This window comes from Geothrix limicola (genome assembly GCF_030268085.1).
GTDB lineage: Bacteria > Acidobacteriota > Holophagae > Holophagales > Holophagaceae > Geothrix > Geothrix limicola.
The window spans coordinates 63,723-86,028 of the sequence record NZ_BSDE01000002.1 but is presented as its reverse complement, the minus strand read 5'-3'; the positions used below and the strand labels follow the sequence as shown (position 1 = coordinate 86,028).

At 67.1% G+C, this 22,306-nt stretch carries 22 protein-coding genes; 5 read left to right on the top strand and 17 right to left on the bottom strand.

The window, feature by feature from the left end:
* The first annotated feature begins 171 nt into the window (after positions 1-171).
* Complete coding sequence (locus QSJ34_RS06145; protein WP_285571776.1) at positions 172-4,164, top strand: DUF3857 domain-containing protein; 3,993 nt, start codon at positions 172-174, stop codon at positions 4,162-4,164.
* Here QSJ34_RS06145 and QSJ34_RS06140 read toward each other — a convergent pair.
* On the bottom strand, positions 4,161-6,176 hold the full coding sequence (locus tag QSJ34_RS06140) for an NADPH-dependent 2,4-dienoyl-CoA reductase (RefSeq protein WP_285571774.1): 2,016 nt from the start codon (positions 6,174-6,176) through the stop codon (positions 4,161-4,163). The two genes, QSJ34_RS06145 and QSJ34_RS06140, sit on opposite strands and share 4 nt — an antisense overlap.
* Before the next feature lie 83 nt (positions 6,177-6,259).
* A complete protein-coding gene (locus QSJ34_RS06135; protein WP_285571772.1) occupies positions 6,260-6,895 on the bottom strand; it encodes a CGNR zinc finger domain-containing protein in 636 nt (211 codons plus the stop codon).
* A gap of 85 nt (positions 6,896-6,980) precedes the next feature.
* On the opposite strand from QSJ34_RS06135, the gene QSJ34_RS06130 reads away from it, so the two are divergent.
* Both QSJ34_RS06130 and QSJ34_RS06125 read left to right on the top strand, forming a co-directional pair.
* The gene (locus QSJ34_RS06130) at positions 6,981-7,475 is read left to right on the top strand and encodes a DinB family protein (protein WP_285571769.1); all 495 of its coding nucleotides are present in this window, start codon (positions 6,981-6,983) and stop codon (positions 7,473-7,475) included.
* Positions 7,472-8,452 (top strand): SpoIIE family protein phosphatase, encoded by a 981-nt coding sequence (locus tag QSJ34_RS06125; protein ID WP_285571766.1) that lies wholly within the window; start codon positions 7,472-7,474, stop codon positions 8,450-8,452. The genes QSJ34_RS06130 and QSJ34_RS06125 overlap by 4 nt, the downstream gene beginning before the upstream one ends.
* An 11-nt stretch (positions 8,453-8,463) precedes the next feature.
* On the opposite strand, the gene QSJ34_RS06120 is transcribed toward QSJ34_RS06125, so the two are convergent.
* The 10 genes from QSJ34_RS06120 to QSJ34_RS06075 all read right to left on the bottom strand — a co-directional run bounded on the left by QSJ34_RS06120 (position 8,464) and on the right by QSJ34_RS06075 (position 15,366).
* Positions 8,464-8,730, bottom strand: a complete 267-nt coding sequence (locus tag QSJ34_RS06120) for a DUF4342 domain-containing protein (protein WP_285571764.1) — start codon at positions 8,728-8,730, stop codon at positions 8,464-8,466.
* Positions 8,731-8,757: 27 nt separating this feature from the next.
* On the bottom strand, positions 8,758-9,411 hold the full coding sequence (locus tag QSJ34_RS06115) for a sensor domain-containing protein (RefSeq protein WP_285571762.1): 654 nt from the start codon (positions 9,409-9,411) through the stop codon (positions 8,758-8,760).
* 104 nt (positions 9,412-9,515) lie between these two features.
* Positions 9,516-9,875: a YciI family protein gene (locus tag QSJ34_RS06110; protein ID WP_285571760.1), complete on the bottom strand. Its 360-nt coding sequence runs from the start codon at positions 9,873-9,875 to the stop codon at positions 9,516-9,518.
* Positions 9,876-9,917: 42 nt separating this feature from the next.
* Positions 9,918-11,141 carry an RNA polymerase sigma factor gene (locus QSJ34_RS06105; RefSeq protein WP_420798832.1) on the bottom strand — a complete coding sequence of 408 codons (1,224 nt, stop codon included), beginning with the start codon at positions 11,139-11,141 and terminating at the stop codon, positions 9,918-9,920.
* Positions 11,142-11,263: 122 nt separating this feature from the next.
* The gene (locus QSJ34_RS06100; protein ID WP_285571755.1) at positions 11,264-11,827 is read right to left on the bottom strand and encodes a dihydrofolate reductase family protein; all 564 of its coding nucleotides are present in this window, start codon (positions 11,825-11,827) and stop codon (positions 11,264-11,266) included.
* Between the two features lie 26 nt (positions 11,828-11,853).
* On the bottom strand, positions 11,854-12,327 hold the full coding sequence (locus QSJ34_RS06095; RefSeq protein ID WP_285571752.1) for a VOC family protein: 474 nt from the start codon (positions 12,325-12,327) through the stop codon (positions 11,854-11,856).
* Positions 12,328-12,366: 39 nt separating this feature from the next.
* The gene (locus QSJ34_RS06090; protein ID WP_285571749.1) at positions 12,367-12,792 is read right to left on the bottom strand and encodes a YciI family protein; all 426 of its coding nucleotides are present in this window, start codon (positions 12,790-12,792) and stop codon (positions 12,367-12,369) included.
* A gap of 63 nt (positions 12,793-12,855) precedes the next feature.
* Entirely contained in the window at positions 12,856-13,263 is a 408-nt protein-coding gene (locus QSJ34_RS06085; RefSeq protein ID WP_285571747.1) for an SRPBCC family protein, read from the bottom strand.
* 55 nt (positions 13,264-13,318) lie between these two features.
* Entirely contained in the window at positions 13,319-13,717 is a 399-nt protein-coding gene (locus tag QSJ34_RS06080; protein ID WP_285571744.1) for a DoxX family protein, read from the bottom strand.
* Positions 13,718-13,836: 119 nt separating this feature from the next.
* Positions 13,837-15,366, bottom strand: a complete 1,530-nt coding sequence (locus QSJ34_RS06075) for a M14 family metallopeptidase (protein WP_285571741.1) — start codon at positions 15,364-15,366, stop codon at positions 13,837-13,839.
* A 279-nt stretch (positions 15,367-15,645) separates the two neighbouring features.
* On the opposite strand from QSJ34_RS06075, the gene QSJ34_RS06070 reads away from it, so the two are divergent.
* On the top strand, positions 15,646-18,636 hold the full coding sequence (locus QSJ34_RS06070; protein WP_285571739.1) for a hybrid sensor histidine kinase/response regulator: 2,991 nt from the start codon (positions 15,646-15,648) through the stop codon (positions 18,634-18,636).
* A 3-nt stretch (positions 18,637-18,639) separates the two neighbouring features.
* Here the strand turns inward: QSJ34_RS06070 and QSJ34_RS06065 are convergent, their stop codons facing one another.
* From QSJ34_RS06065 to QSJ34_RS06050, 4 genes are all read right to left on the bottom strand, one after another.
* Positions 18,640-19,824, bottom strand: a complete 1,185-nt coding sequence (locus tag QSJ34_RS06065; RefSeq protein ID WP_285571736.1) for a DUF3892 domain-containing protein — start codon at positions 19,822-19,824, stop codon at positions 18,640-18,642.
* Between the two features lie 229 nt (positions 19,825-20,053).
* Positions 20,054-20,260: a hypothetical protein gene (locus tag QSJ34_RS06060; RefSeq protein ID WP_285571733.1), complete on the bottom strand. Its 207-nt coding sequence runs from the start codon at positions 20,258-20,260 to the stop codon at positions 20,054-20,056.
* Between the two features lie 8 nt (positions 20,261-20,268).
* Positions 20,269-20,634, bottom strand: a complete 366-nt coding sequence (locus tag QSJ34_RS06055; protein ID WP_285571730.1) for a 5-carboxymethyl-2-hydroxymuconate Delta-isomerase — start codon at positions 20,632-20,634, stop codon at positions 20,269-20,271.
* A gap of 35 nt (positions 20,635-20,669) precedes the next feature.
* Positions 20,670-20,960, bottom strand: a complete 291-nt coding sequence (locus tag QSJ34_RS06050; protein WP_285571727.1) for a DUF2164 domain-containing protein — start codon at positions 20,958-20,960, stop codon at positions 20,670-20,672.
* Positions 20,961-21,116: 156 nt separating this feature from the next.
* On the opposite strand from QSJ34_RS06050, the gene QSJ34_RS06045 reads away from it, so the two are divergent.
* On the top strand, positions 21,117-21,653 hold the full coding sequence (locus tag QSJ34_RS06045) for a hypothetical protein (protein WP_285571725.1): 537 nt from the start codon (positions 21,117-21,119) through the stop codon (positions 21,651-21,653).
* 57 nt (positions 21,654-21,710) lie between these two features.
* Here the strand turns inward: QSJ34_RS06045 and QSJ34_RS06040 are convergent, their stop codons facing one another.
* A complete protein-coding gene (locus QSJ34_RS06040) occupies positions 21,711-22,280 on the bottom strand; it encodes a hypothetical protein (protein ID WP_285571722.1) in 570 nt (189 codons plus the stop codon).
* Positions 22,281-22,306: the final 26 nt, after the last annotated feature.

Below are 22,306 nucleotides of genomic sequence, written 5' to 3'. Positions count from 1 at the left end.
ACCCGGACCCCTGGGTACACTGAAGACCTGCATATCAACGAACCAGCCTGGACCCGGTGGGTCCATTTGGAGAATCAGCCGATGGGATGCTTCCGCGGGCCCTTATTCGCCCTTCTGATGACTCTGCCCTTGATCTCGGGATCAAGTGGGGCGGCCCCGGTGGCCTGGGAGATGGCCGAACCTCTGACTGGAGAACCGGCGGCGCTGCTGGCAGCCTCGGCCCGCCAGCCCCAGAAAGAGGGGGCCGCGGTCGTCGAGTTGCTCGAGGAGCATGTGGTGCGCGTCGATGCCGAGGGGCGGCGAGAAATCCGCTACCGGTATGTCTTCCGGATCGATCGGGAATCCGCCATCGAATCCTGGAGTTCCGTCAGCGCCGAGTGGTCACCCTGGTTCGAGGCCAGGCCGGAGATCCAGGCCCGCGTCATCACACCGGATGGCCAAGTGCACCTGCTGGATCCGAAGACGCTGGGTGAGTACGGCGCGGAGGACCCGGATGCGACCGTGTTTGGGGATCGCCGCCACCTTCGCGGCCCCCTGCCCAAGTTGTCGAAGGGGGCGCTTGCGGAGGTGTTCATCCGCTACTGGGAGAAGGAACCCTTCTCCAAGGCCGGTGTCCGAGGACGCATCGGGCTCATCCAGAATGTCCCCGTGACGCGCACGCGGGTGGAGCTGACGGTGCCTTCGAAGGGCGCCTTCGCGTTCAAGCTGGTCGGATTGTCGGGCGTTCAGGCGGACAAGCGCACGAATGGGGAATGGACCACGGTGAGTCTCGACCTCGGCCCCCAAGAGGCGGTAAAGGAGGCTGAAGCCCACCTTCCGCTTGATCTCGCCCTTACGCCCGAACTGAGGTATTCCACCGTACCCTCCTGGTCGGCTTCGGCCCGAGAATATGCGGAGATCGTCCAGAAGCAGATCGAAGGGGTGGACCTCTCCGCCTGGGTATCGGAAACCCTGGGCGGCGCCACGCAGCGGGAAGAGAAGATCGCCAAGATCCTTCAGCGCCTGCACCGGGACATCCGGTACACGGGCGTGGAATTCCGCGATGCGGCCATCGTGCCGGCCCGTCCTTCGGAAACCCTGCGGCGCGGATTCGGCGATTGCAAAGATAAATCCACCCTCCTGATCTGTCTCCTCAGGGCGGCGGGCATTCCCGCGGAAGTGGCGCTGCTGAGATCCGGAACCGCCCCGGATGTCGATCCGGACATGCCGGGCAGTTCGGGGTTCAATCACGCGATCGTCTACCTTCCGGGCGAGAAGCCGGCGTGGATCGACGCCACCGCTGAATTCACGCGCGCGGGCGCTCCCGTCTACGGCGTGGAGGGACGGCTGGCCATGGTGGCCTCGCCCGAGACGGTGGGCCTCACTCGCATTCCGGAACTTCGGGCCGAGGAGAACTGGCAGCGGGAAATCCGGGATGTGACCTTCTCCGAATCGGGGCCGGGAACCATCCGGGAAACCACCCGGGCCGGCGGCTGGTTCGAAGAGCGCTACCGATCCGACTACAGTCGGAACGACGAGAAGAAGGTTCGGGAATCCCTGCTTGAATATGCGAAGAATTCCTTCACGGCCAAATCCATCGGAACGGCGCGGTACACCGAAGGAAGGGACCTGTCCCGGCCTTTCGAGCTGGATCTGGAAATCCAGGAGACCCCCTCCGTGCGTCTCGATGCGGAGCGCGCGACCGTCGCCGTCAACCCGTGGTCGATGGTGACCCGCCTGCTCCGGGCGCTCAAGGACGGGCAGAAGGAAGGAGATGAGGAGCCGGTGCGGAAGGCGGACTTCTATCTGCCGGAGCCCTATACGCAGGAGTTGATCTACAAGATCCACACACCTCTCGGTTACGAGCTCGACGTACTGCCGTCGGATCGGGTCATCCCATTTGGTCCTGGGGCGCTTTCCATGACCTTCAAGAAGGGGCCCCAAGAGACGGTGCTGGTCGAGTTCCGGATGAGCGTGGGAAATAGGCGATGGACGGCCGGGGACGTGAACGCGGCCCTGAAGGGTCTCAAGGCCTTCGGGGACGAGAAGGTTCTGCAGGTGGCCTTCAACCAGGTCGGTGAGTCACATCTCGCGGCGGGCCGCATCAAGGAGGCCATCGCGGAGTTCCGCAGGCTCGTTCAGGCCCGTCCGGGCTCGGCCTCGCCCCACACACGCATCGCCCGTGCTTTCCTCGCCGCGGGGCTGGGTGAAGCGGCGCGGCAGGAGGCCCGGAACGCCATTCACCTCGACCCCAAATCGGCTCCGGCCCAAGAGGCCCTTGGCTGGATCCTGCAGCATGACTTGGTGGGTCGACGGTTTGGAAAAGGGTGGGACCTGAAGGGGGCGACGGAGGCCTATCGCCAGGCGAAAACGCTGGATCCGAAGAGTTACAGCATCCGAGGGGACTTGGCGATCCTGCTGGAGTACAACGCCGAAGGGGTGAGGTACGGGGCAGGCGCCGATTTGGATGCCTCCATTCGCGAATACCAGGAGATCCGGGACGAACTGAAGAACCACAACCTGGATAAGAACCTAGTCCTCACCTTGGCCAAACGAGGGCGCTATCAAGAGTCGGTGGATCTGGCCCGAGGCATGGCTCAGGCGACCCTCCGGGATACATGGCTGGTGGTCGGGTTGGTCACCCTCCAGGGTGTGGACCAGGCCATAGCGGAGGCTTCCCGCCTCTTCACCGACCCTGCTGTCCGTCGAGCCGCCCTGGTGAATGCAGCCGATCAGCTGATCCGCCTGCGGAAATACCCTGAGGCCACCCGGCTGTTGCAGGAAGGCAGCAACGGCTCGGACCAGATGAGTCAAATCAGGAGTCGAGTCGAGTTGCTCAGCCGGGTGCGGAAGGTGGAGCCCGATGATGGAGACCGGAAGGATCCCGCCGGGGTGGTTCGCCAGTTCATGCTGACGGTTCTCCGCCAATCCACTGATTTGAAGCGACTCCGCGGACTGTTCTCCCCCGCGATCGTCGCGCAGCTCGATCAGGAAAAGGCGACCGACCTGGGAGGCACCGTTCGGAACCTCCTCAGAGGCGTCGACCTTCCCCCCGAGGCCATGGGGGACCTGGCGATTTCGCTGGCCCAGATGGCTGTGGATGGGAATGACTCGTGGGGATATCGGGTGCAGGTGCGAGGCCTGGGGACGGAAGTTCAGGCCTTCTTCGTGACGCCCACGCCATCGGGGTACCGGGTGGTCGGTTCCACGAGCACCTTCGCCCCCATCGGCTTGGAGGCGTTGTGGTCCCTGGATCAGGGCAACCTTCCTCGCGCCCAGGCCTGGTTGGACCAGGCCCGGCAATTGATGGGGGCCCCTCCCGCGGATGACCCCCTGGCCGGGCCCTTGTTCCCGCGTTTCTGGTCCAAAGGGCAGGGCGGGGATGCGAAAGCCGCGAGACTGGCCGCGGCCATCCTTCTGCTCGGGGAGAACGACTCCCGGATGCGGTCGATCCTGGAGACGGCGAGAAAGGACCCGGCGAACGTGCACCTGGCCGAATGGATCGACACGGCCTCGTTGGTCGGGGCCATGAGCCGCAACGATTGGCCGACAACCCTGCCCTTGAGTGAGACCCTCCTGAAGGCTCATCCCACCTCTCTCTCCGCCGCCGGGATGCGGATGGGCTCCCTCGTGGGCAACCAACGGTGGGACGAATTGCTGCGATTCTCCGATGCGTGGTCCAAGGAATACCCCGACCAGCGACGATTCCGGGAAGGGCAGTACATGGCCCTGAAGGGTCTGGGGCGCCGCATGGATATGGAGCAGGGGCTTCAGGATCAGATTGATCGGGGTCGGGCCGAAGGGATGGACTACAACAATCTGGCATGGAGCCATGTCGTGCGCGAATCCGTGACCAGCCAGAGCCTCGAGTTGATCCGGACGGCCACGCAAGGCCACAAGAATGCTTCGGACATGCATACCCTCGCGACCATCCTGGCGGAGCTGGGGCGGACGTCCGAAGCCAAAGAGGCCCTGACCCAGGAGATCGAGCTCAAGGCTTCCGAAGAAGTCGGAACGAACGAGTGGTACGTTCTCGGGCGGATCGCGGAACACCTGGGTGTTCCGGAGGTGGCCCGGACATGCTTCGAGCGGGCCATTGCCCAGGCGCCGGCTGACAAGGGGGAGGACCCGGATTCCTGCCGCGCCCTTGCCCTGCGCCGCCTGCAGGGCGTGAAGGGAGCCTAGATCCTCGCCGCCAGCTCGGCGCCCTGACGGATGGCGCGCTGGGCGTCGAGTTCGGCGGCGAGGTCGGCGCCGCCGATGAGGTGGATGGGCTTCTCGGCGGCTTCGAGGGGTTCCACGAGGTCGCGCACGGAGACCTGGCCCGCGCAGAGGATGACGCTGTCCACGGCCAGGCACTTCGATCCGGCGTCCTTGCCGTCGCGGATCCACAGGCCCTCATCGTCGATGCGCTCGTAGTGGACGCCGCCCTGCATCTTCACCTTCATGGCCTTGAGGGTGGCGCGGTGGATCCAGCCCGTGGTCTTGCCCAGATCCGCCCCCATGCGGTCGGTCTTGCGCTGCAGGAGGTAGACGGTACGGGCCGGCTCGGAAGGCTCGGGCGCGGGCAGCAGGCCGCCCCGGTGGCTGTGGTTCGCGTCGACGCCCCATTCGCCCAGGTAGCGCTGCACCGACGGGGCATGATTTCCGTGCACGAGGAACTCGGCCACGTCGAAGCCGATGCCGCCGGCGCCGATGATGGCGACCCTTTGTCCCGCCACCTTCCGGCCCGAGAGCAGGTCCGGATAGCTGATGACCTTGGGATGGTCGATGCCCTGGATGTCCGGTACCCGGCCCCGCACGCCCGTGGCGAGGACGACCTCCTCGAATTCCGCCAACGCCTCCACGGTGGCGGCTTCGCCCAGGCGCAGGGTCACGCCCGCGGCGGCGAGGCGGCGGCCGAAGTAGCGGAGGGTTTCATAGAACTCCTCCTTGCCGGGCACGCGCTTGGCGAGGTTGAGCTGGCCGCCCAGCTCCGAGGCGGCCTCGAAGAGGGTCACGACGTGGCCGCGTTCGGCGGCGTGGCAGGCGAAGCTCAGGCCCGCGGCTCCGCCGCCGACGACGGCGATGCGCTTGGGCGCGATGGCGGGTTCGAAGACCAGTTCCGTCTCGAAGCAGGCCCGGGGGTTCACGAGGCAGGTGGCGCGCTTCTGCTCGAAGACGTGATCCAGGCAGGCCTGGTTGCAGGCGATGCAGGTGTTGATGTCGGCGGCGCGATCCTCTTCGGCCTTCTTCACGAAGTCGGGATCGGCCAGCAGGGGGCGGGCCATGCTCACCATGTCGGCGCAGCCGCCGGCGAGGATCTCCTCGGCCACCTCGGGCGTGTTGATGCGGTTCGTGGTGATGAGGGGGATCTTCACCTCGCCCTTGAGCTTCTTCGTCACCCAGGCGTAGGCGCCGCGGGGCACCATGGCGCCGATGGTGGGCACGCGGGCCTCGTGCCAGCCGATGCCCGTGTTGAGGATTGTTGCGCCGGCGGCCTCGATGGCCTTGGCCAACTGCACCACCTCCTCCCAGCTGCTGCCGTCGGGCACGAGGTCGAGCATGGAGAGGCGGAAGATGAGGATGAAGTTCGGCCCCACGGCGGCGCGCACGGCCTTCACCACTTCGACGGGGAAGCGCATGCGGTGTTCAAAGCTGCCGCCCCAGGCATCCGTGCGGCGGTTGGTGCGTGCCGCGATGAACTGGTTGATGAGGTAGCCCTCGCTGCCCATGATCTCCACGCCGTCGTAGCCCGCGCGCTGGGCGAGCAGGGCGCAGCGCGCATAGTCGCGGATGGTGGCGCGCACGCCGCGGGCGCTCAGTTCGCGGGGCTTGAAGGGCGTGATGGGGCTCTTCACGGACGAGGGGCCCACGCTGAGGGGGTGGTAGCTGTAGCGCCCGCCGTGGAGGATCTGCAGGGCGATCTTCCCGCCCGCCGCGTGCACGGCCTCGGTTACCTTGCGGTGCTTGCCCACCTGCCAGGGCCAGGAGAGTTGGGATCCGAAGGGCGTGAGGCGCCCCCGCAGGTTCGGCGCGATGCCGCCCGTGACGATGAGGCCCACGCCGCCCCGGGCGCGTTCCGCGTAGAAGGCCGCCATCTTGGCGAAGCCGTCCTTGGCTTCCTCCAGGTTCGTGTGCATGGAACCCATGAGCACGCGGTTGCGCAGGGTGGTGAACCCGAGGTCGAGGGGGGCCAGCAGGTGGGGATAGGACACGGGGGCTCCGGGGGCTTCGGCCAGTGTAGGACGGAGCCCGGCCTACCCGGAGCCAGGACGCGCCTGGGCCTTCGCCTGAGCCTTCATAGCCCGGACTCCCTGCCTTTTGTGCGGTGATAGTGGCGGCGTGCCTTTTCGCGGTTGCCGCAGCTGCTCATGGAACACCAACGGCGCGAGCGGCCGCGGCTGAAATCGAGGAAGAGCCAGGTGCACTGCGAGCCTCCGCATTCCCGCACCGGGACGGAGGGGTCCCGGGTCAGCAGCTCCGCCGCGGCCCGGGCGATGGGCCAGAGGGGCGAGGTGAGATGGCGCGCCTCCTCCCGCCATTGCCAGGCGGATCCGGCGCCCTCGCAGACCAGGCAGAGGTTGGGGAGGGCCTCCCGCAGCAGGCGGTTCAGGCAGGCGAGGTCCTGGGTTGGAACCTCCAGGCCCTGGGCCCGGGCGGAGAAGATGCCGTAGAGGGCCTCGCGGAAGGCGCGGGCGGTGCGCATCGCCACGTTCGCGCCTGGGGGCTTGGCGCGGGCCTCCAGGGCGCGGATGGCCTCCGGGCTCAGCGAGGCGGTCTGGCGGGCGAAGGCGAGGAGCTGCGGGTAGCTCTCCAGGAGATCCGTCTCCGGGCGGCTTCGGTCCCCCCAGGTGTTCGCGAAATCCAGGCAGAGATCCCCCCCCGAGAGCTCGAAGGCGCCTTCGGGGCTGGCCTGGGTGGGGGCGGTGTCCATGGGTGAATGCTAACCGGTCAAGACCAGTTGACAGGTTAAAGAATAGGCTCATATTAACCCATATCAAGCCTCAAGGAGGTTAGTCATGACCCAGGACCTCGCGCCCACCAGGCTGGCGGACCAGCTGGAGCGGGCCTTCCAGGGCGGCGCCTGGCACGGCCCGGCCCTGATGGAACTCCTCGCCGGCGTGGATGGGGCCATGGCCCAGTGGCGCCCCGGGCCGGCCGGCCATTCCATCGCCGAGATCGTCGGCCACCTGCGCTACTGGATGGAGGATGCCCGGAGGCAGATCCTCGGCGGGCCCGGATCTCCCGGTGAGCCCGGCGCGGACTGGGGAGCTTCTGAGCCGGATACCGAAGCCGCCTGGCAGGCCCTCGGCGCGGCCCTGGAGGAGGCCCACTGCGGCCTGCGGACGGCGGTGCAGCAACTGGAGGAAGGGGCCCTCGACGAGGCGAGGCCGGGCTCGGACACGACGATCCGGGGGCTGCTGCTGGGCACGCTGCAGCACAACGCCTACCACGCGGGCCAGATCGCGCTGCTGCGCAAGCAGGCGGAGGCGGCCCGGGGGAGCCGCCCATGACGCCCCTGGAGACCCGCACCCTCGAGCGGCTCATGGCGCGAAGGGATCATCTCGCGGGCCTGGCCTCGGCGCGGAACGAACACCGGTGGGCCGACCTCATGCGTAAGGTGGACGCGGCCATCGGCGCCATCGAAGTGGGCACCTGGGGCCTGTGCGCGGTCTGCCACGATCCGATGAACCCCGCGCGCCTGGCGGACGATCCCCTGGTGACGGTCTGCCTGTCCTGCCTGTCGGATTCCGAGCGCCGGGGCCTCGAGCGCGATCTGGAAGCCGCGGGGAAGGTGCAGCGCACGCTACTGCCGCCGCCCCACCTGATCCAGGCGGGCTGGGAGGTGGCCTACCACTGGGAGCCGCGGGGCGTGGTTTCCGGCGATCACGTGGACTTCATCCCGCCCGCCGCGCCGGGGCAGCCCCTCCACCTCGTGCTGGGGGATGTGTCGGGAAAGGGCGTGGCGGCGGCCCTGCTGCAGTCCCACCTGCACGCCCTGTTCCGGGCCCTCGTGCCCACGGGGCAGCCCCTTCCGGACCTGTTCAAGCGGGCCAACGAACTCTTCGCCGAGGCCACTTCGTCGGTGAGCTATGCGACGCTGGCGGCGCTGCGCCTGGCTTCGGAGGGCCGCTTCTCCATCGCCAACGCGGGGCACCCGCGGCCCCTGCTGGCCGATGGTCGCGGCGTGCGTCCCATCGAGGGCGGCGGCCTTCCGCTGGGCCTCTTCTGCGACTCCCTCTACGCCGAACGGGAGCTGACGCTGGCCCCGGGGCAGACCCTGCTGCTCTACACGGATGGCTGGACCGAGGCCGCCCGGGACACCCGCGAGTTCGGCATCGGCCGGGCCGCCGCCGCCCTGAAACGGAGCATGACCCTGCCGCTGCCCGACCTGCTGGCCGCCTGCCGGGACGACCTGGCGCGCTACCTGCGGGGCACGACCTGCGGCGACGACCTCACCCTGGTGGCCCTGCGGCGCGCGACGAACTGAGCGCGAAGGCTTCAGTCCTCGGTCTTCTCGACGACGATCACCATGCGCGTGGCGACGGCGGCCAGGGCGCCCACGGCGGCAAAGACCGGCAGCAGCGCGGCGCCCACGAGGCCGAGCGTCAGCGGGATTTCGATGAGGGTCTTGCCGCTTTCGTTCTTCAGGGTGATCCGCCGGATGTTGCCCTGGTGGATCAGCTCCTTGATCTTGTCCAGCACCTTGCCGCCATCGAGCTTGAATTCCTCGGTGCGGGTGCGGTTCTGCGTGGTGTCGGTGGTCATGGGATGCCTTTCGAAAGGAAGGTGGAGCTAGGTGCGGACCAGCAGGTGCCGGGCCAGCCAGATCTGGAAGCGGCCCAGGAGCAGGGCCAGGTGGAAGGTGAGGGGAACGAGGGCGAGGCCCGCCAGGCCGCAGAGGAACGCCGTCAGGTTCGGGTGGAGGAAGGTCCATCCGAAGCCGCCCAGATCCGCGCTGAACCACCCCCTGAACCAGCCCATGGCCTCGAACAGCCGCGCGAAGGGCGCCAGCAGCAGGCTGAGGCTCACGGAGAGGCTGGTGACCATCAGCGTGAAGTAGAGGATGCCGAGCGGCAGGAGCAGCAGGAAGTAGAGCAGGCTCGTCCAGGTGCGGGGATCGGCGACCAGGGCCTTCAGGCGGGCCCAGAAACCTTCGCCGCGCGGCAGCAGATGCGGGGCCTCGGAGCCTTCGGCCCCGACGAGGGCCTTGAGCAGGTGCAGTTCGCCCACGGAAAGCAATCGCGTGCCGCCGAGGAAGGCCGCCATCACGGGGATGCCGAGGATGAGGATGGCCAGGCCCAGGCTCAGCGAGAGGCCAGTCACCGCGAAGGTGAACGCGAAGATGCCCGTGGCCATGGACAGCAGCAGGTAGAGCAGGGTCGTGTAGGCGCGCCGGGAGGCCAGGACACCGAAGAAACCGGGATGAGGGGGCGAGAGCATCGGCATGGGAGCCTCCGTCGATGCCCAAGTTACGTTCCAGGTGCCTTAGGCCTGAGCGGGAACCGGCGAACGGCGGGTCAGGGTCGGCGAAGGCCCCGGGATCGCGGCCTTCAGGCGCCTTCGTAGCAGGGGCCGGTCTCGCGCACCTCGACGGTGGCCCACTCGGCGGCGGGGCAGGTCTGGGCGATGGCGATGGCCTCGGCCCGGGTCTCGCAGGTGAGGTAGAAGAAACCGCCGACCATCTCCTTGGATTCGGCGAAGGGGCCGTCGAGCAGCGAGGTCTTGCCGTCCCGCACCTGCACGCGCACGGCGTCGCGGTCCGAGTGGAGCGAATTGGTGGCCATGAGCAGGCCGCGGCTTTTCAGATCCTCCGAGAAGCGGACCATCCGCTCATAGACGGCGTGGCCTGCCTCCTCGCCGCGCTCCGCGCGCTGGCCGCGGGGTTCCATGATCAGCAGCATGTAGGGCATCGATGGCTCCTGTGAGTCGGTGGGATCAGAACTGAGGCAGGTCTAGGTTTCGGAGCCCCGGCAGGCGGCGGCCCGTTCGAGCAGGAAGCCCCGTTCCCGGGCGTTGCGGGTGAGCGCGGCGGCCTGCTCGAAGGCCGCCCGGGCTTCCTCGGCGCGGCCCAGTTTGGCGAGAAGATCCCCGCGCACGCTCGGCAGCAGGTGGTAGCCCCGAAGCGTGGGCTCATCGACCAGAGCCTCCACGGCTTCGAGCCCCGCGGCGGGGCCGAAGGCCATGCCCAGGGCCACGGCGCGGTTGAGTTCCACCACCGGGGAGGGGCTGGTGCGCGCGAGCTCGCCGTAGAGGGCCGCGATGCGCGCCCAGTCCGTCTCCGCGGCCGTGCGGGCGCGGGCGTGGCAGCTGGCGATGGCCGCCTGCAGCGCGTAGGGGCCGGGCGTGCCGCCCAGCTTCCCGGCCCGGTCGAGGGCGGCGAGGCCCCGGCGGATGAGGAGCTGGTCCCATTTTCCGCGGTTCTGGTCGAGCAGCAGGATCGGATCCCCGGTGGGCCCCACCCGCGCGTGCAGGCGCGAGGCCTGGATCTCCATGAGGGCGACGAGGCCGTGGACTTCGGGTTCCCGGGGCGCGAGTTCCGCCAGGATGCGCCCCAGGCGCAGGGCCTCCTCGCACAGCGCGGGCCTGATCCAGTCCTCACCGGCGGTGGCCGAGTAGCCCTCGTTGAAGATCAGGTAGATGACTTCCAGCACGGAGGCGAGCCGCGCGGACAGCCCGGCGCCGCGAGGCACCTCGAAGGGCACCCGCGCCTCCGAAAGGGTGCGCTTGGCGCGCACGATGCGCTGGGCGATGGTGGGCTCGGGGCAGAGGAAGGCCCGCGCGATCTCCTCGGTGGTCAGGCCCCCCAGCAGCCGCAGCGTGAGCGCGGCGCGGGCTTCGGGGGAGAGCAGGGGATGGCAGGAGATGAAGACGAGCCGCAGCAGGTCGTCGCCGATGGGATCGTCGAGCCCGGCCTCGAAGTCCACCATGGCCTCCTGCAGGGTTTCCATCTCCCGCCCGAGTTCCTCGTGTTTGCGTTCCATCAGCTTGAGGCGGCGCAATCGGTCGATGGCGCGGCGCTTGGCCGCGGCCATGAGCCAGGCGCCCGGGTTGTCGGGAACGCCCGACTCGGGCCACTGCTCGAGGGCGGTCACGAGCGCGTCCTGGGCCAGTTCCTCGGCGAGGCCGAGGTCACGCACCATCCGGGCGAGGCCCGCGATGAGGCGGGCGGATTCCATGCGCCAGACGGTCTCAATGGCCCGGTGAGTATCGGCCCGCTGGATGTCCGCCGGGTGATTGTCAGATGTCGTCACACGGAGATCTGACCACCTTCCCCCGCGGGCCGCAAGCGGGGTTCGTCTCAGGCCTTGGGCAGGTAGCGGAGGATCACGCCACCCGAGGCGAGGGGCCGCGCCTCGAGGAACCGGAAGCCCATGGAAAGCTGCGGCTGGAACAGGGGCGCGCCATCTCCCAGCACGACGGGCGCCAGACCCAGACGGTATTCGTCAATGAGGTTCAGCTTCATGAGGGTGGCGGCCAGGTTCGCGCTGCCGAAGAGGAGCATGTCGCCCGAACCTTCGGCCTTCAGCCGGGGGATCTCCTGGGCGGGATCCTGCGTGGCCAGCCGCGCGTGGGCCCACTCCACGCGCTCGAGGGTGTGCGAAAAGACGACCTTGGGCAGGCGGTTCATGAACTTGGCGACCTCACCTTCAGCTGCGTCGCCTTCGGCGGCCTGCCAGTAGGTGGCCATGCCCTCGTAGGTGGCCCGCCCGAACACCAGCAGGTCGGCCGCTTTCAGCTGCTCCAGGGACAGCTGCTCGAGCTCGGGACCCCAGATGGACTGGTGCCAGTCCAGGCTCCAGGGGGTCGGCCCTTCGAAACGGCCATCGAGCGTGATGAGGTTCCACATAATCAGTTTTCGCATGGGGACTCTTGAAGAACGAGAGAGGTTCAGCGGCCCTTGAAGGCCTGTTCCAGGCGCGCGAGATCGAGCTTCTTCATCTGGAGCATGGCGGTGAAGGCCCGTTGCGATGCGGCCTTGTCCGGATCCGTGATCATTTGCATCAGGGCGGTGGGGATGATCTGCCAGGACACGCCGAACTTGTCCGTCATCCACCCGCAGGCCACCTCGGTCCCGCCCGCGCCCAGCTGCTCCCAGAGGCGGTCGACTTCCGCCTGGGTGTCGCAGTTCACCATGAAGGAGATGGCCGGGGTGAAGGAGTACTGAGGTCCGCCGTTGAGGGCCGTGAACGTCTGGCCGTCCAGCTCGAACTGCACGGTCATGACCGTGCCCGCAGGCCCGGGGGACCCTTCGGGATACCGCGACACGCCCAGGATCCTCGAGTTCTTGAAGATCGACGTGTAGGAGGCGGCCGCCGCTTCGGCCTGATTGTCGAACCAGAGACAGGTACCGATGGTCTGCATGGGATGCCTTTCATGCTGCGTGGATTGGCGAAGGAAATCCTAGGCTTTCTGGGCGATCTGGGCACGCAGGCGCTCTTCCTGCTCCCGCAGTTCGGGCGTGAATTCGGCGCCGAAATCCTCGGCCTCGAAGACGGGCCGGATCTCGATTTCGGCCGCCTCGCCCGTGGGATTGGGGCAGCGCTTGATCCACTCGATGGCCTCCTCCATGGAGCGCACCTGCCAGATCCAGAAGCCGGCGATGAGCTCCTTCGTTTCGGTGAAGGGGCCGTCGATCACGTGGCGCTGGGCACCGGAGAAGTGGACGCGGACCCCCTTCGAGCTGGGATGGAGTCCCTCGCCGGCGAGCATGACGCCCGCCTTCACGAGGGCTTCGTTGTACTGCCCCATGGCGGTGAGGAGCTTCTCGTCGGGGAGGACGCCGGCTTCCGTGTCCTGGGTGGCCTTGATCAGAACGATGACGCGCATGGTTGCCTCCTTAGGCGCGAGGGTGGATGTCGCAAGTTGCGGGGCGAATGAAGACAGCGGGCCTCAGCCGCGAGCAGTGACGTGGCGTTCGAAACTGTCGAGGATGGCCCGCCAGCCCGCGCGCTGCTGTTCCTCGGGATAGACGGATTCCGGCTCGAAGGTGACGGTGAGCGTGACCGCACCAGGGCCCTCCTCGAAGCGGACCTGCGCCGTTCGATCCCCAAAGGCGTATTCGATCAGGTGGAGGGGGATGATCTTCGTGTACGTGCCAGCGAAGTCGAAGCCCATGCTTCCGTCCTTCGCCTCCATGCGTGAGGAGAACTGCCCACCTTCACGCAGATCGACGGAAGCCGAGGTGGTGTGCCAGTCCGGAGAGGCCGCATTCCAGGCTTTGATGTCTTCGGGGGTCGTGTAGGCGCGCCACACCTCTGCGAGGGGGGCGGCAATGGTCGAGGAAACGGTGATGGGCATGCTTCATCCTTTAAGGAGCTGGGTGCGGTTCAGCGAGCGATCGGGTGAGGCGAGGCTAGGCGAGGGGCCGGGCGAAGGGGAGGAGGGCCCGAAGGCGCGCATCCCGCAGGAAGAGCCCGCCCCAGATGAGGACGGCGAAGTAGGTCGGGAACAGGGCGTGGGAGAAGAGCGGATCGCCGACGCGCACGTGGGAGGCGACGGCGCCGCCGAGATAGCCGGTGAGGAAGATGGCCCCCAGCACGGAGGTGCGGGGGATCGCATAGAGCACGGTGCAGACGAGCAGCGTGAGCCCCAGGGGGACGACGACGCCGAGGGGGTAGCCGAGTTTCGCGGTGCCTTCGAGGACCGGGGGGAGCCGCAGCACCTTGACGACGCCATCGAAGAGCAGGAACAGGATGGGCAGGGTGCTGAGGACGCGGCCGGTCCATATGGCGGGGGTGGACGTGCTGGGCATGGAGGGCTCCTGGGTGGGGGTCTGGGACGCCAGAACCCCGGCTCTACTCATGCGTCGAACGAAGCGCGGGGGAATCGACGCGCTCGAAATGTTTTTTTTTTAAAAAAATCGCCCGGGCCTCAGCCCAGGGCGGGCACCCGCCAGATGGCCAGCTCCTGGCCCAGGTCCGGTGTGGGCAGCAGGCCATTCTCGACGGCGCCGTCGTCGCTCTCGGCCTCGCAGAGGTAGACGGCGATGGCGCCGAGGGGCTGGTCCGTTGGCACGAGGGCCCAGCCGGGGGGCACGGCCCGGGGGCCGCGGCGCCAGGAAACGGACAGCTCGCCCACGGCGGAAGCCTCCAGGATGGCGCGTCCGCCCTCGGAGCCCAGAGCCTCCACCACTGGCACCTCCACCTCGAAGGTGCCCATGGCCTGCTGCAGGCTGAGGCCGTGCAGGCGCAGGTGGGCGGCCATGGGCGCGGGCACCAGGTAGGCCTCGGGGCGGGTTACGAGGGAAGTGCCGACGAAGCGGCCCAGATAGGGCAGGCTCAGGCTCGTGGGCGCGCCTTCGAGGGTGCGCGGCGTGCGCGTGAGGATCTCGACGGGGGTTTCGAAACGTTCCAGGCCGTAGCGGATGGCGATACGCTCCCTCGGCGTGCGGCATTCCGTCACGATCTGCACCACCTCGTCGCAGTGGGCGGCCACGTATTTGAGGGTCTCCAGCATGAAGGCGTAGGCCGTGCGCACGCGCTCGGCGAAGGGGATGTACGAGTAGCACTCCAGCAGCAGGTCCATGCGGCTGGTGAGGCCGCGGTAGTTGCTGCCGAAACGGGGATGGTGCGGGTAGGTCATCCAGCCCTCGCGCACGGGCGCGCCGGGCTCGGCGTCCACGTCGGCATCCATGGCCCGCTCATCCTCGACGAAGTTGCCGTACCAGCCCGAATCCAGGCCGTGGTTGGCCTTCAGGGCCGCGGTGACGGGCGGCAGCAGGCGCTCGCGCATGTAGCGGATGGGCTCACCCCGCCCGCTTTCGACGGTGTGGGGGATGTCGTAGGTCATGGAGAATCGGTGCACCGAGCCGTTGGTGGCGTGGTTGTCGATGGTGAGGTCGGGCTCCCAGAGCTGGCAGACGCGGGTCTGCAGCAGGCGCATCTCGGCGCCCTGCATGCGCAGGTAGTCGCGGTTGAGGTTGATCTTGTCGGCGTTCACGCGGGTACCCACGCCGCTGTCGGGGCCCAGCTGGCCCGTGAGCTTGGGCAGGTGCAGCTTGCGGTTGCCCGGGTCGATGGCGTCGTTGCCGTCGGGGTTGAAGAGGGGCACCACCACGAGGGTGAGGTCCGCGAGCACGGCGGCGTCGATGCCGGGCCGGCCCTCCAGCAGGTCGCGCACGAGCATGAGGCAGCCTTCCTTGCCCTCCACTTCGCCCGCGTGGATGCCGCTGATGACGAGCACGACGGGACGCCCCAGGCTGCGGGCCTCTTCGGGCGTCTTCACGCCGTGGGCCGAAAGCACGAGCAGGGGCAGGTCGCGCCCCTGGGGGCTCGTGCCGAAGCTGGTGACGTGCAGCCGCTTGTCACCCTTGGCCTGCAGCCCGGCCACAAAGGCCATCACGTCCGCATGGCGGCTGGTTTCCTCGTAGCGGGTGGCTTCGGCGCGGGTGAGCAGGCTCATGGAGGCTCCAGGGAGTAGACGATGTTCTCACAGGCGCTTTCGGGTCAAGCGGGGAGCCGCGGATCGGGCCCGAAACGCCGCCGGAGATGGGGGAAGCGTCCGGGTTCCCGGCCCAGCGTCTTGGCCTCATTCCGTGCGAGTTCGATGGGAATCCGGCCGGGAGGCCCGGCTCGACGCATACTTACATACAGTTGTAGTCAATGGGCTCAACCTCACGGGACCCAGGGGCCTGATATGGTTCGGAACGCATTGGAGGCTTCTCGTCCAACCCATCCGGAGATGGGCTCTGACCCCCAGGCGGAGGGGGTCGAGCTGCAGCAGCTGAACCGGGAACTCAGAGCCATCAGCACCTGCAATCAAACCCTCATGCGGGCCCAGGACGAGCCGACCCTGCTCGGGGACATCTGCCGCATCGTGTGCGACGAGGCTGGCTACCGCATGGCCTGGGTGGGATATGCCGAGCACGACGAGGCGAAAACCGTGCGCCCGGTGGCCTCCGCGGGGTTCGAGGAGGGCTACCTCGCCTCCGCCCAACTGACCTGGTCCGAGGCGACGGAATGGGGACGGGGCCCCGGCGGGACCGCCATTCGCCGCGGGGAAACCGTCCTTGTCCAGGACATCGCCTCCGATCCGCGGATGGCCCCATGGCGCGAAGGGGCGGCCCGGCGCGGGTACCGCTCGACCGTCGGCCTTCCGCTCAAAGCCGAGGACGGGACGGCCTTCGGGGTGCTTCTGATCTACTCGTCCGAGGCCAACGTCGTGACGCCGGAAGAACTGCGGCTCCTGGAGGAGCTGGCCGGCGACCTCGCCTTCGGCATCACGGTGCTGCGGGCCCGGGTGGAAAGGAAGCGGGCCGAAAGCGTCATGCGGGCCCGCCTGCGGTTGCTCGAATTCGCCGGTTCCCATTCGATGGACGAAGTGCTGACGGCGACGCTGGATGAACTCGAGGCGCTGACCGGGAGCACGATTGGTTTCTATCATTTTGTCGAGCCCGACCAGAAGACCCTGTCTCTGCAGAACTGGTCCACGAACACGCTCCTGAACATGTGCCAGGCGGCGGGGAAGGGCAGCCACTATGCGATCGACCAGGCGGGGGTATGGGTGGACTGCGTCCGCGAGCGCCGCCCGGTCATTCACAATGACTACGCCTCCCTGGCGCATAAACGAGGGCTGCCCGAGGGCCATGCGCCCGTGATCCGGGAAGCCGTGGTGCCGATCTTCAGGGGGAGCCAGATCAAGGCGATCATCGGCGTCGGCAACAAGCCCACGGCCTACGATGAACCGGACATCGGGATCGTGTCGCAACTGGGGGACCTGTCCTGGGACATCATCGAGCGAATGCGGATCGAGCAGGGTCTGCGCGAGTCCGAGGAGAAATTCTCCGCGGCCTTCAATGCATCGCCGAGCCTGGTGGCCATCACCCGCTTGGCCGACGGCCAAATCCTGGAAGTCAACCCGGCCTACACGCGGATGCTGGGGTACTCACGCGAGGAATCCCTCGGCCGCACCACGTCCGAACTGTCCATCTGGGCCGATCAGGCGGCCCGGGACACTTTCCTTGCGGAATTGAAGTCGTCCGGCCAGGTCACGGATCTGGAGACGAGGCTCCGACGCAAGGACGGCACGCTGGTCGCCGTCCTCGACTCCGCGCGAACCATTCAGATCCAGGGCGAAACCTACGTCCTTTCGGTCGCCCGTGACATCACCGAACGCAAGAAGGCCGAAGATGCGCTCCGCGTGAGTGAGCAGAAATTCCGCGCGCTGGCCGAGAACTCGCCCGACAACATCTTCCGCTACGATCTCGGAGGTCGGGTGATCTATGCCAACCAGCAGGTGCTCCTCACCCTGGAGGGCCTGGTCCACGCCATCTACGGCAAGACGCCCCTGGAACTCTCCCCCGAAGGCCTGTATGCGGGCGGGCTGGCTGAATTGCAGCACTATCAGGCCACCCTCCAGGACGTCATCCGTACCGGCGGCATGGCCGAAGTGGAAATGCACGTGCCGGATGCCTCGGGCGGACTGAGGACCCACCTCGTCCGGTTCAGGGCGGAACGCGACGCGGATGGGAAGATCGCCGGCGCGCTGGCCTTCGGCCGCGACATCACGGAAAAGACCCGCCTGGAAGAGCAGTTGAGGCAATCGCAGAAAATGGAGGCCATCGGCCAGCTGGCCGGCGGCGTGGCGCACGATTTCAACAACATCCTCACGGCCATCATTGGCTTCGGCAACCTCGCCAAGATGAAGATGAAGCCGGATGACCCCCAGCAGGTCCTGATCGACCACATCCTGGCCTCTTCGGACCGGGCCGCGCACCTGACTCACAGCCTGCTGGCCTTCAGCCGGAAACAGGTTCTCCTTCCCAAGCCCGTCGATCTCAACGCCATCGTCCAGAACGTGGGAAAGCTGCTCAGTCGCCTGATCGGAGAGGACATTGAGCTGATCCCGCGGCTGACGGGACAGGGCCTGATCGTGATGGCGGATGAAGGGCAGATCGAGCAGGTGCTCATGAACCTGGCGACCAATGCGCGGGATGCCATGCCCGGCGGCGGTTCGCTCACGATCGCCACCGAAGCGAAGGAGCTGGGCGCGGATTTCATGAGCTCGCACGGGTACGGCAAGGCAGGGAAGTACGCGCTGATGACCGTGTCGGATACAGGCCGGGGCATGGATGCGAAAACCCGCGAGCGGATCTTCGAGCCCTTCTTCACGACCAAGGCGCCTGAGAAGGGGACCGGCCTGGGGTTGTCGATGGTCTACGGCATCATCAAGCAGCACGAGGGCTTCATCAACGTCTACAGCGAGCCCGGGAAGGGGACGACCTTCCGGATCTACCTCCCCATGGTGGCCAAGGCGACGACGGAAGCCCGTGCGGAGCCGGAGCCCCTTCCCAGGGGAGGTCATGAGCGCCTGCTTCTCGCCGAGGATGATCCGGTGATCCGGAACCTGATCGGGGACATCCTCCGGGAATTCGGGTACCAGGTCCTCGAGGCCGTGGATGGCATGGACGCGCTGGACAAGATCATCGCCCGCCCGGGGGCCATCGACCTGATGATCCTGGACGTGGTCATGCCGAAAATGAACGGCAAGGAGGTCTACGACGCGGCCCGCCGCATGGGCGGGCAACCGAAAACGCTGTTCATCAGCGGCTACACCGCGGATTTCATCAGCCAGAAAGGCATTTTCGAGGAAGGCGTCCAGTTCCTGGCGAAGCCGGTGAGCCCTTTCGAACTTCTGAAGAAGATCCGCCTCATCCTGGACGAAAAAGCCTGAGCCTCAGCCCTCGGGCAGGGAGAGCAGGTTGTCGGCTTTGGAATTGTCCTCCACGGTGGCGATGTACCGGATGCCCTGCCGGTGCCACGGCGGGAAGTGGATGAACACCCGCACGTCGGCGCGGGTGCCGTCGGCGCCCACGACGAAGAACTTGTTGCCCCGGTCGATGGAGGCGATGCATTCCTGCTGAGTCATGCGGAAGGGGATGTTCTGCGTCAGGTTCATCCCGCCCACGTTGCGGATGGGGTGGAACATGTCGTTCCGCGGGTTTTTGTGGATGAAGGTGATCTGCATGGTGAGGGGGATGTTGACGGGGATGACGCAGGCCTTGTCGCTCTGCGACCAGTAGGACTGCACGGTCACGCCATTGACGATGCCCGTGGACTGGCAGACGTCCCCGATCTCGTTCCAGTTGCTGCTGTTCGTCGGATTCACCTGGATGCCGTTGCCCTCGGGATCGCTGAGGGCTTCGACAACCTCGTGCGAGAACACGGACGAGATGAAGGCGCGGCTGCCGAAGGCCACCCAGGCCAGGTGGGAGCGGTCGTTGATATCGATGTCGAAGGGGAAGATGCTGACCTCGGACCAGTTCGCGTAGGTGTGCAGGCCGCCGAGGTTGGGTGGGGCATTGGTGCCCGGGGGCATGAACACGCAGTGGATGACGTCGTTGGTCTCCTCGTCGGGCTCCGGCAGCGCGCCACCGGCGATGGCCGAGGTGATGAGGTCCTGCACATCCGAGGTCTGGAAATGGGTCGGCGGGTTGTTGCCGGGCACCGACACGAAGATGCCGCCCAGCCGCGCCGGGGTGGCGCCGTACTGGGAGATGCGCAGCTGGTAGGGGCCCGCGAGGATGCTGGCCGCGTCGTTCACCACCTCCGACAGGGTGGGGGAGGGCGGCGGGTTCGCGGTCCAGGCATCGCCCCAGAAGATGAGGTTGATGGTCGCGTTCCGCAGCTTCTTGCCGCCACCATCCTTCACGGTCGTGGTGGAAGGCGCGTCGCCGGCGTTGTTGAAGGTCTCGATGACGAGGTCGCGGCCGCCGGGGAAGGTCTTGCCCGTGGGGGGCTTGGCCTCCAGATGCCTGGCCTTGCCGAAATGGGCCGGAACGACGCCCTGGCCCTTGCCGGCCTCCCACTTCAGCTTGGGACGGCGGCCGCTCTTGCTGAGTTCTTCGAGGATGCTTTTCATGGCTGGACTCCCGATTGGCGAGCCCGTTTCCAGGCAACCTGCGCGCCAATCGGGGTTTCCTTCGATAAGCTCTCATGCCTGTATGACATGGAAAAAATAGGCAATAGGATCTAATCCGGATCCCGCGGACCCAGTTCCAGGACCGGAATGGGATCAAGCGTTTGATCCGGCGGTCATTTCCGGAAAACCACCCAGGGCGGGTCGAAATGGACCCGATCAGGCCCCGGCTTCAAAGGCTCCGCTTGAGCACCGCGCGGCCCATGTGGGTCACGTGGTACTGCTCGGGATCGCGCTCTCGGATGAGGTCGTGCTTCACCAGGTAGGCCATGTCCACGTCCGTGGCGCCGGCCCGCTTCAGGTGATCCAGCGTCATGCCCGGGTGCTTGGCCACGGCCTGGAGCAGGTGGAGTTGGCGGGAGGTGATGGGCTCGGTCACGGTCGTTCCTAGTAGCTGATCTGCCGGCGGTAGCTGGGGCTGTGGATATCCGTGATCTGCACGGTGAGGCTGCATTTCATCTGGGCGAAGGTGCGGGGAAAGGCCGCCGTCAGCACGGGCAGCAGGGCCTCGCTGAGGCGGGCCTTCACGTCATCCGTGCGCCCGCCGAGGATCTGCACGTTCAGGGTGACGAAGGCCTGGTCCGCCGCACCGTCGCCGATGGCGAACACCGCGTGGCGCAGGAAGCGGCTCTTGATGTCGGCCGCCTGGAAGAGCCCCGTGGCCACGAGGGTTCCGTTGATCGCCAGCAGCAGGCCCGGCCAGTCGGGCTGGTCGAGGAGGTTGTCCGAGGCTTCGAGGATGCAATGGGGCATGGGGCACCTGATGGAGCAGAGAGGGCCGTTGGATGCTAACGCCGATGATCGGGTTTGCGCTGCACGCCTTTGCGGGACGCGGGACCCCAGTAGCTGGTTTCTTCGGCGAAACAGATGTTTTCCAGGTCCGTCACGCGTTCCTGCATGCAGGCCTGGGCATCGCTGATGGCCTGGTTGTAGATGGCCGGCCCGAGCTCCTTCAGGCAGAAGCTGAGGAAGGTTCCCGCGCCCAGTTCGCCGAGGCTTTCACCGTACTCCTCGGCCACGAAGCGCTGGATGGCGACGCTTAAGCGCTTTTCTGTGTCGTGAGAAAGTTTGATGTCCATGGCTGCCTCGCGGATGGCCTCAGCCTCCAGTGTGGCTGCCCTTGACCCCGACGCGAAACGGTGGACACGATGCGGCGTGGATCACGAAATGGGCTGCCCGTGGATGGGGCGGGCGCACAATGGGAGTGTTTCCTTCCCTTTCCTTCGAGGCGTTTCATGAAGCTGTCGGCCTGCGTGGTTCTCCTTCCCCTGATCCTGGGCGCCCAGGAACTCAAGCCCGTGCCAGCGCCCGGGCCCACTGCGCCTTCGGGTCAAGGCGCCGTCGCCTCCAGGCCCCCCGAAAAGGGTGGCCCCGTGCGGGTGCAGCGGCGGGCCGAAGAATTGGACCGGCGGGAGGCCCAGGCCGACATGCTGGCCAAGGAGGCCCATCTGCAGAAGGCCTGGGCCGCCAAGGAGAAGGCCCGGCAGGCCGCCTACAAGCGCGCCGAGGCCGAGGCCCTGAAGAAGGCCGACCAGGCCCGGCGCCAGGCCGAAGCCCTGCAGAAGAAAGCCGAAGCCCACAAGAAGCGCGCCGACGAGATCCGGCGGAAGGCCGAGGAATCCTGGAAGACCTACCAGGCCGCGACGCGCCCCGCACCCAAGCTCAAAACGCCCGCCAAACCCGCGGACACGCCGAAGCCCACCGAGCCCGCGAAACCTGACAGCGCCAAGGTGGAGGCCCCCAAGCCTGAAACCCCCGAAAAGCGGGACTGAATCAGCCGGGGATTGAAACGATAGAACCCCGATGGAAACGGGAGAACTCCGATCAGGCTATTTCGGTGTTTCGCGTTCTTTCTCGGTGTCCATCGGGGTTGAGTCTTCTTCTTTGGTGTCCTTGGCGAAGCGCTGGGCGCGCAGGTGGAAATCATCGGTGAAGGTACGGCGGATGGGCGGCGGCGGGGCCGCGTCGGCCTTCTGCTTCGCCTTCCGCACGCGCCAGATCAGCCAGGCCGCGGGCAGCAGGAGGAGGATCGGGTACTCGAGGAGCACGCGCAGGGGCGTCAAGCGGAACTGGGTGGGACGCAGGTTGTCCAAGTACCAGGCGCTGAGGATCCAGACCTCGTCGTATTCATGCAACTCCGCGGCCTCGGCCTTGGACATCCGGAGCACCCGTTCATCCTCGCCCTGCTTCACCGTCACGAAATCCGTGAGCTGGCTGTCGGGATCCCGGTCCACGCTTTTCACGATCACCCGGGCCGTGCGGGGCCGCTGGACCTGACAGAAGGGGTTGAGGGCGAGGAGGAAGACCTGCACCGTGACGATCCACAGCACGGTGCCCACCAGGGCCCAGAGGGCGGCTAGGGCGGACCAGCGGAAGGCGGGGCGGGAAAGGAGAGACATGGGGCGAGTATCGCTGATTCGCGGGC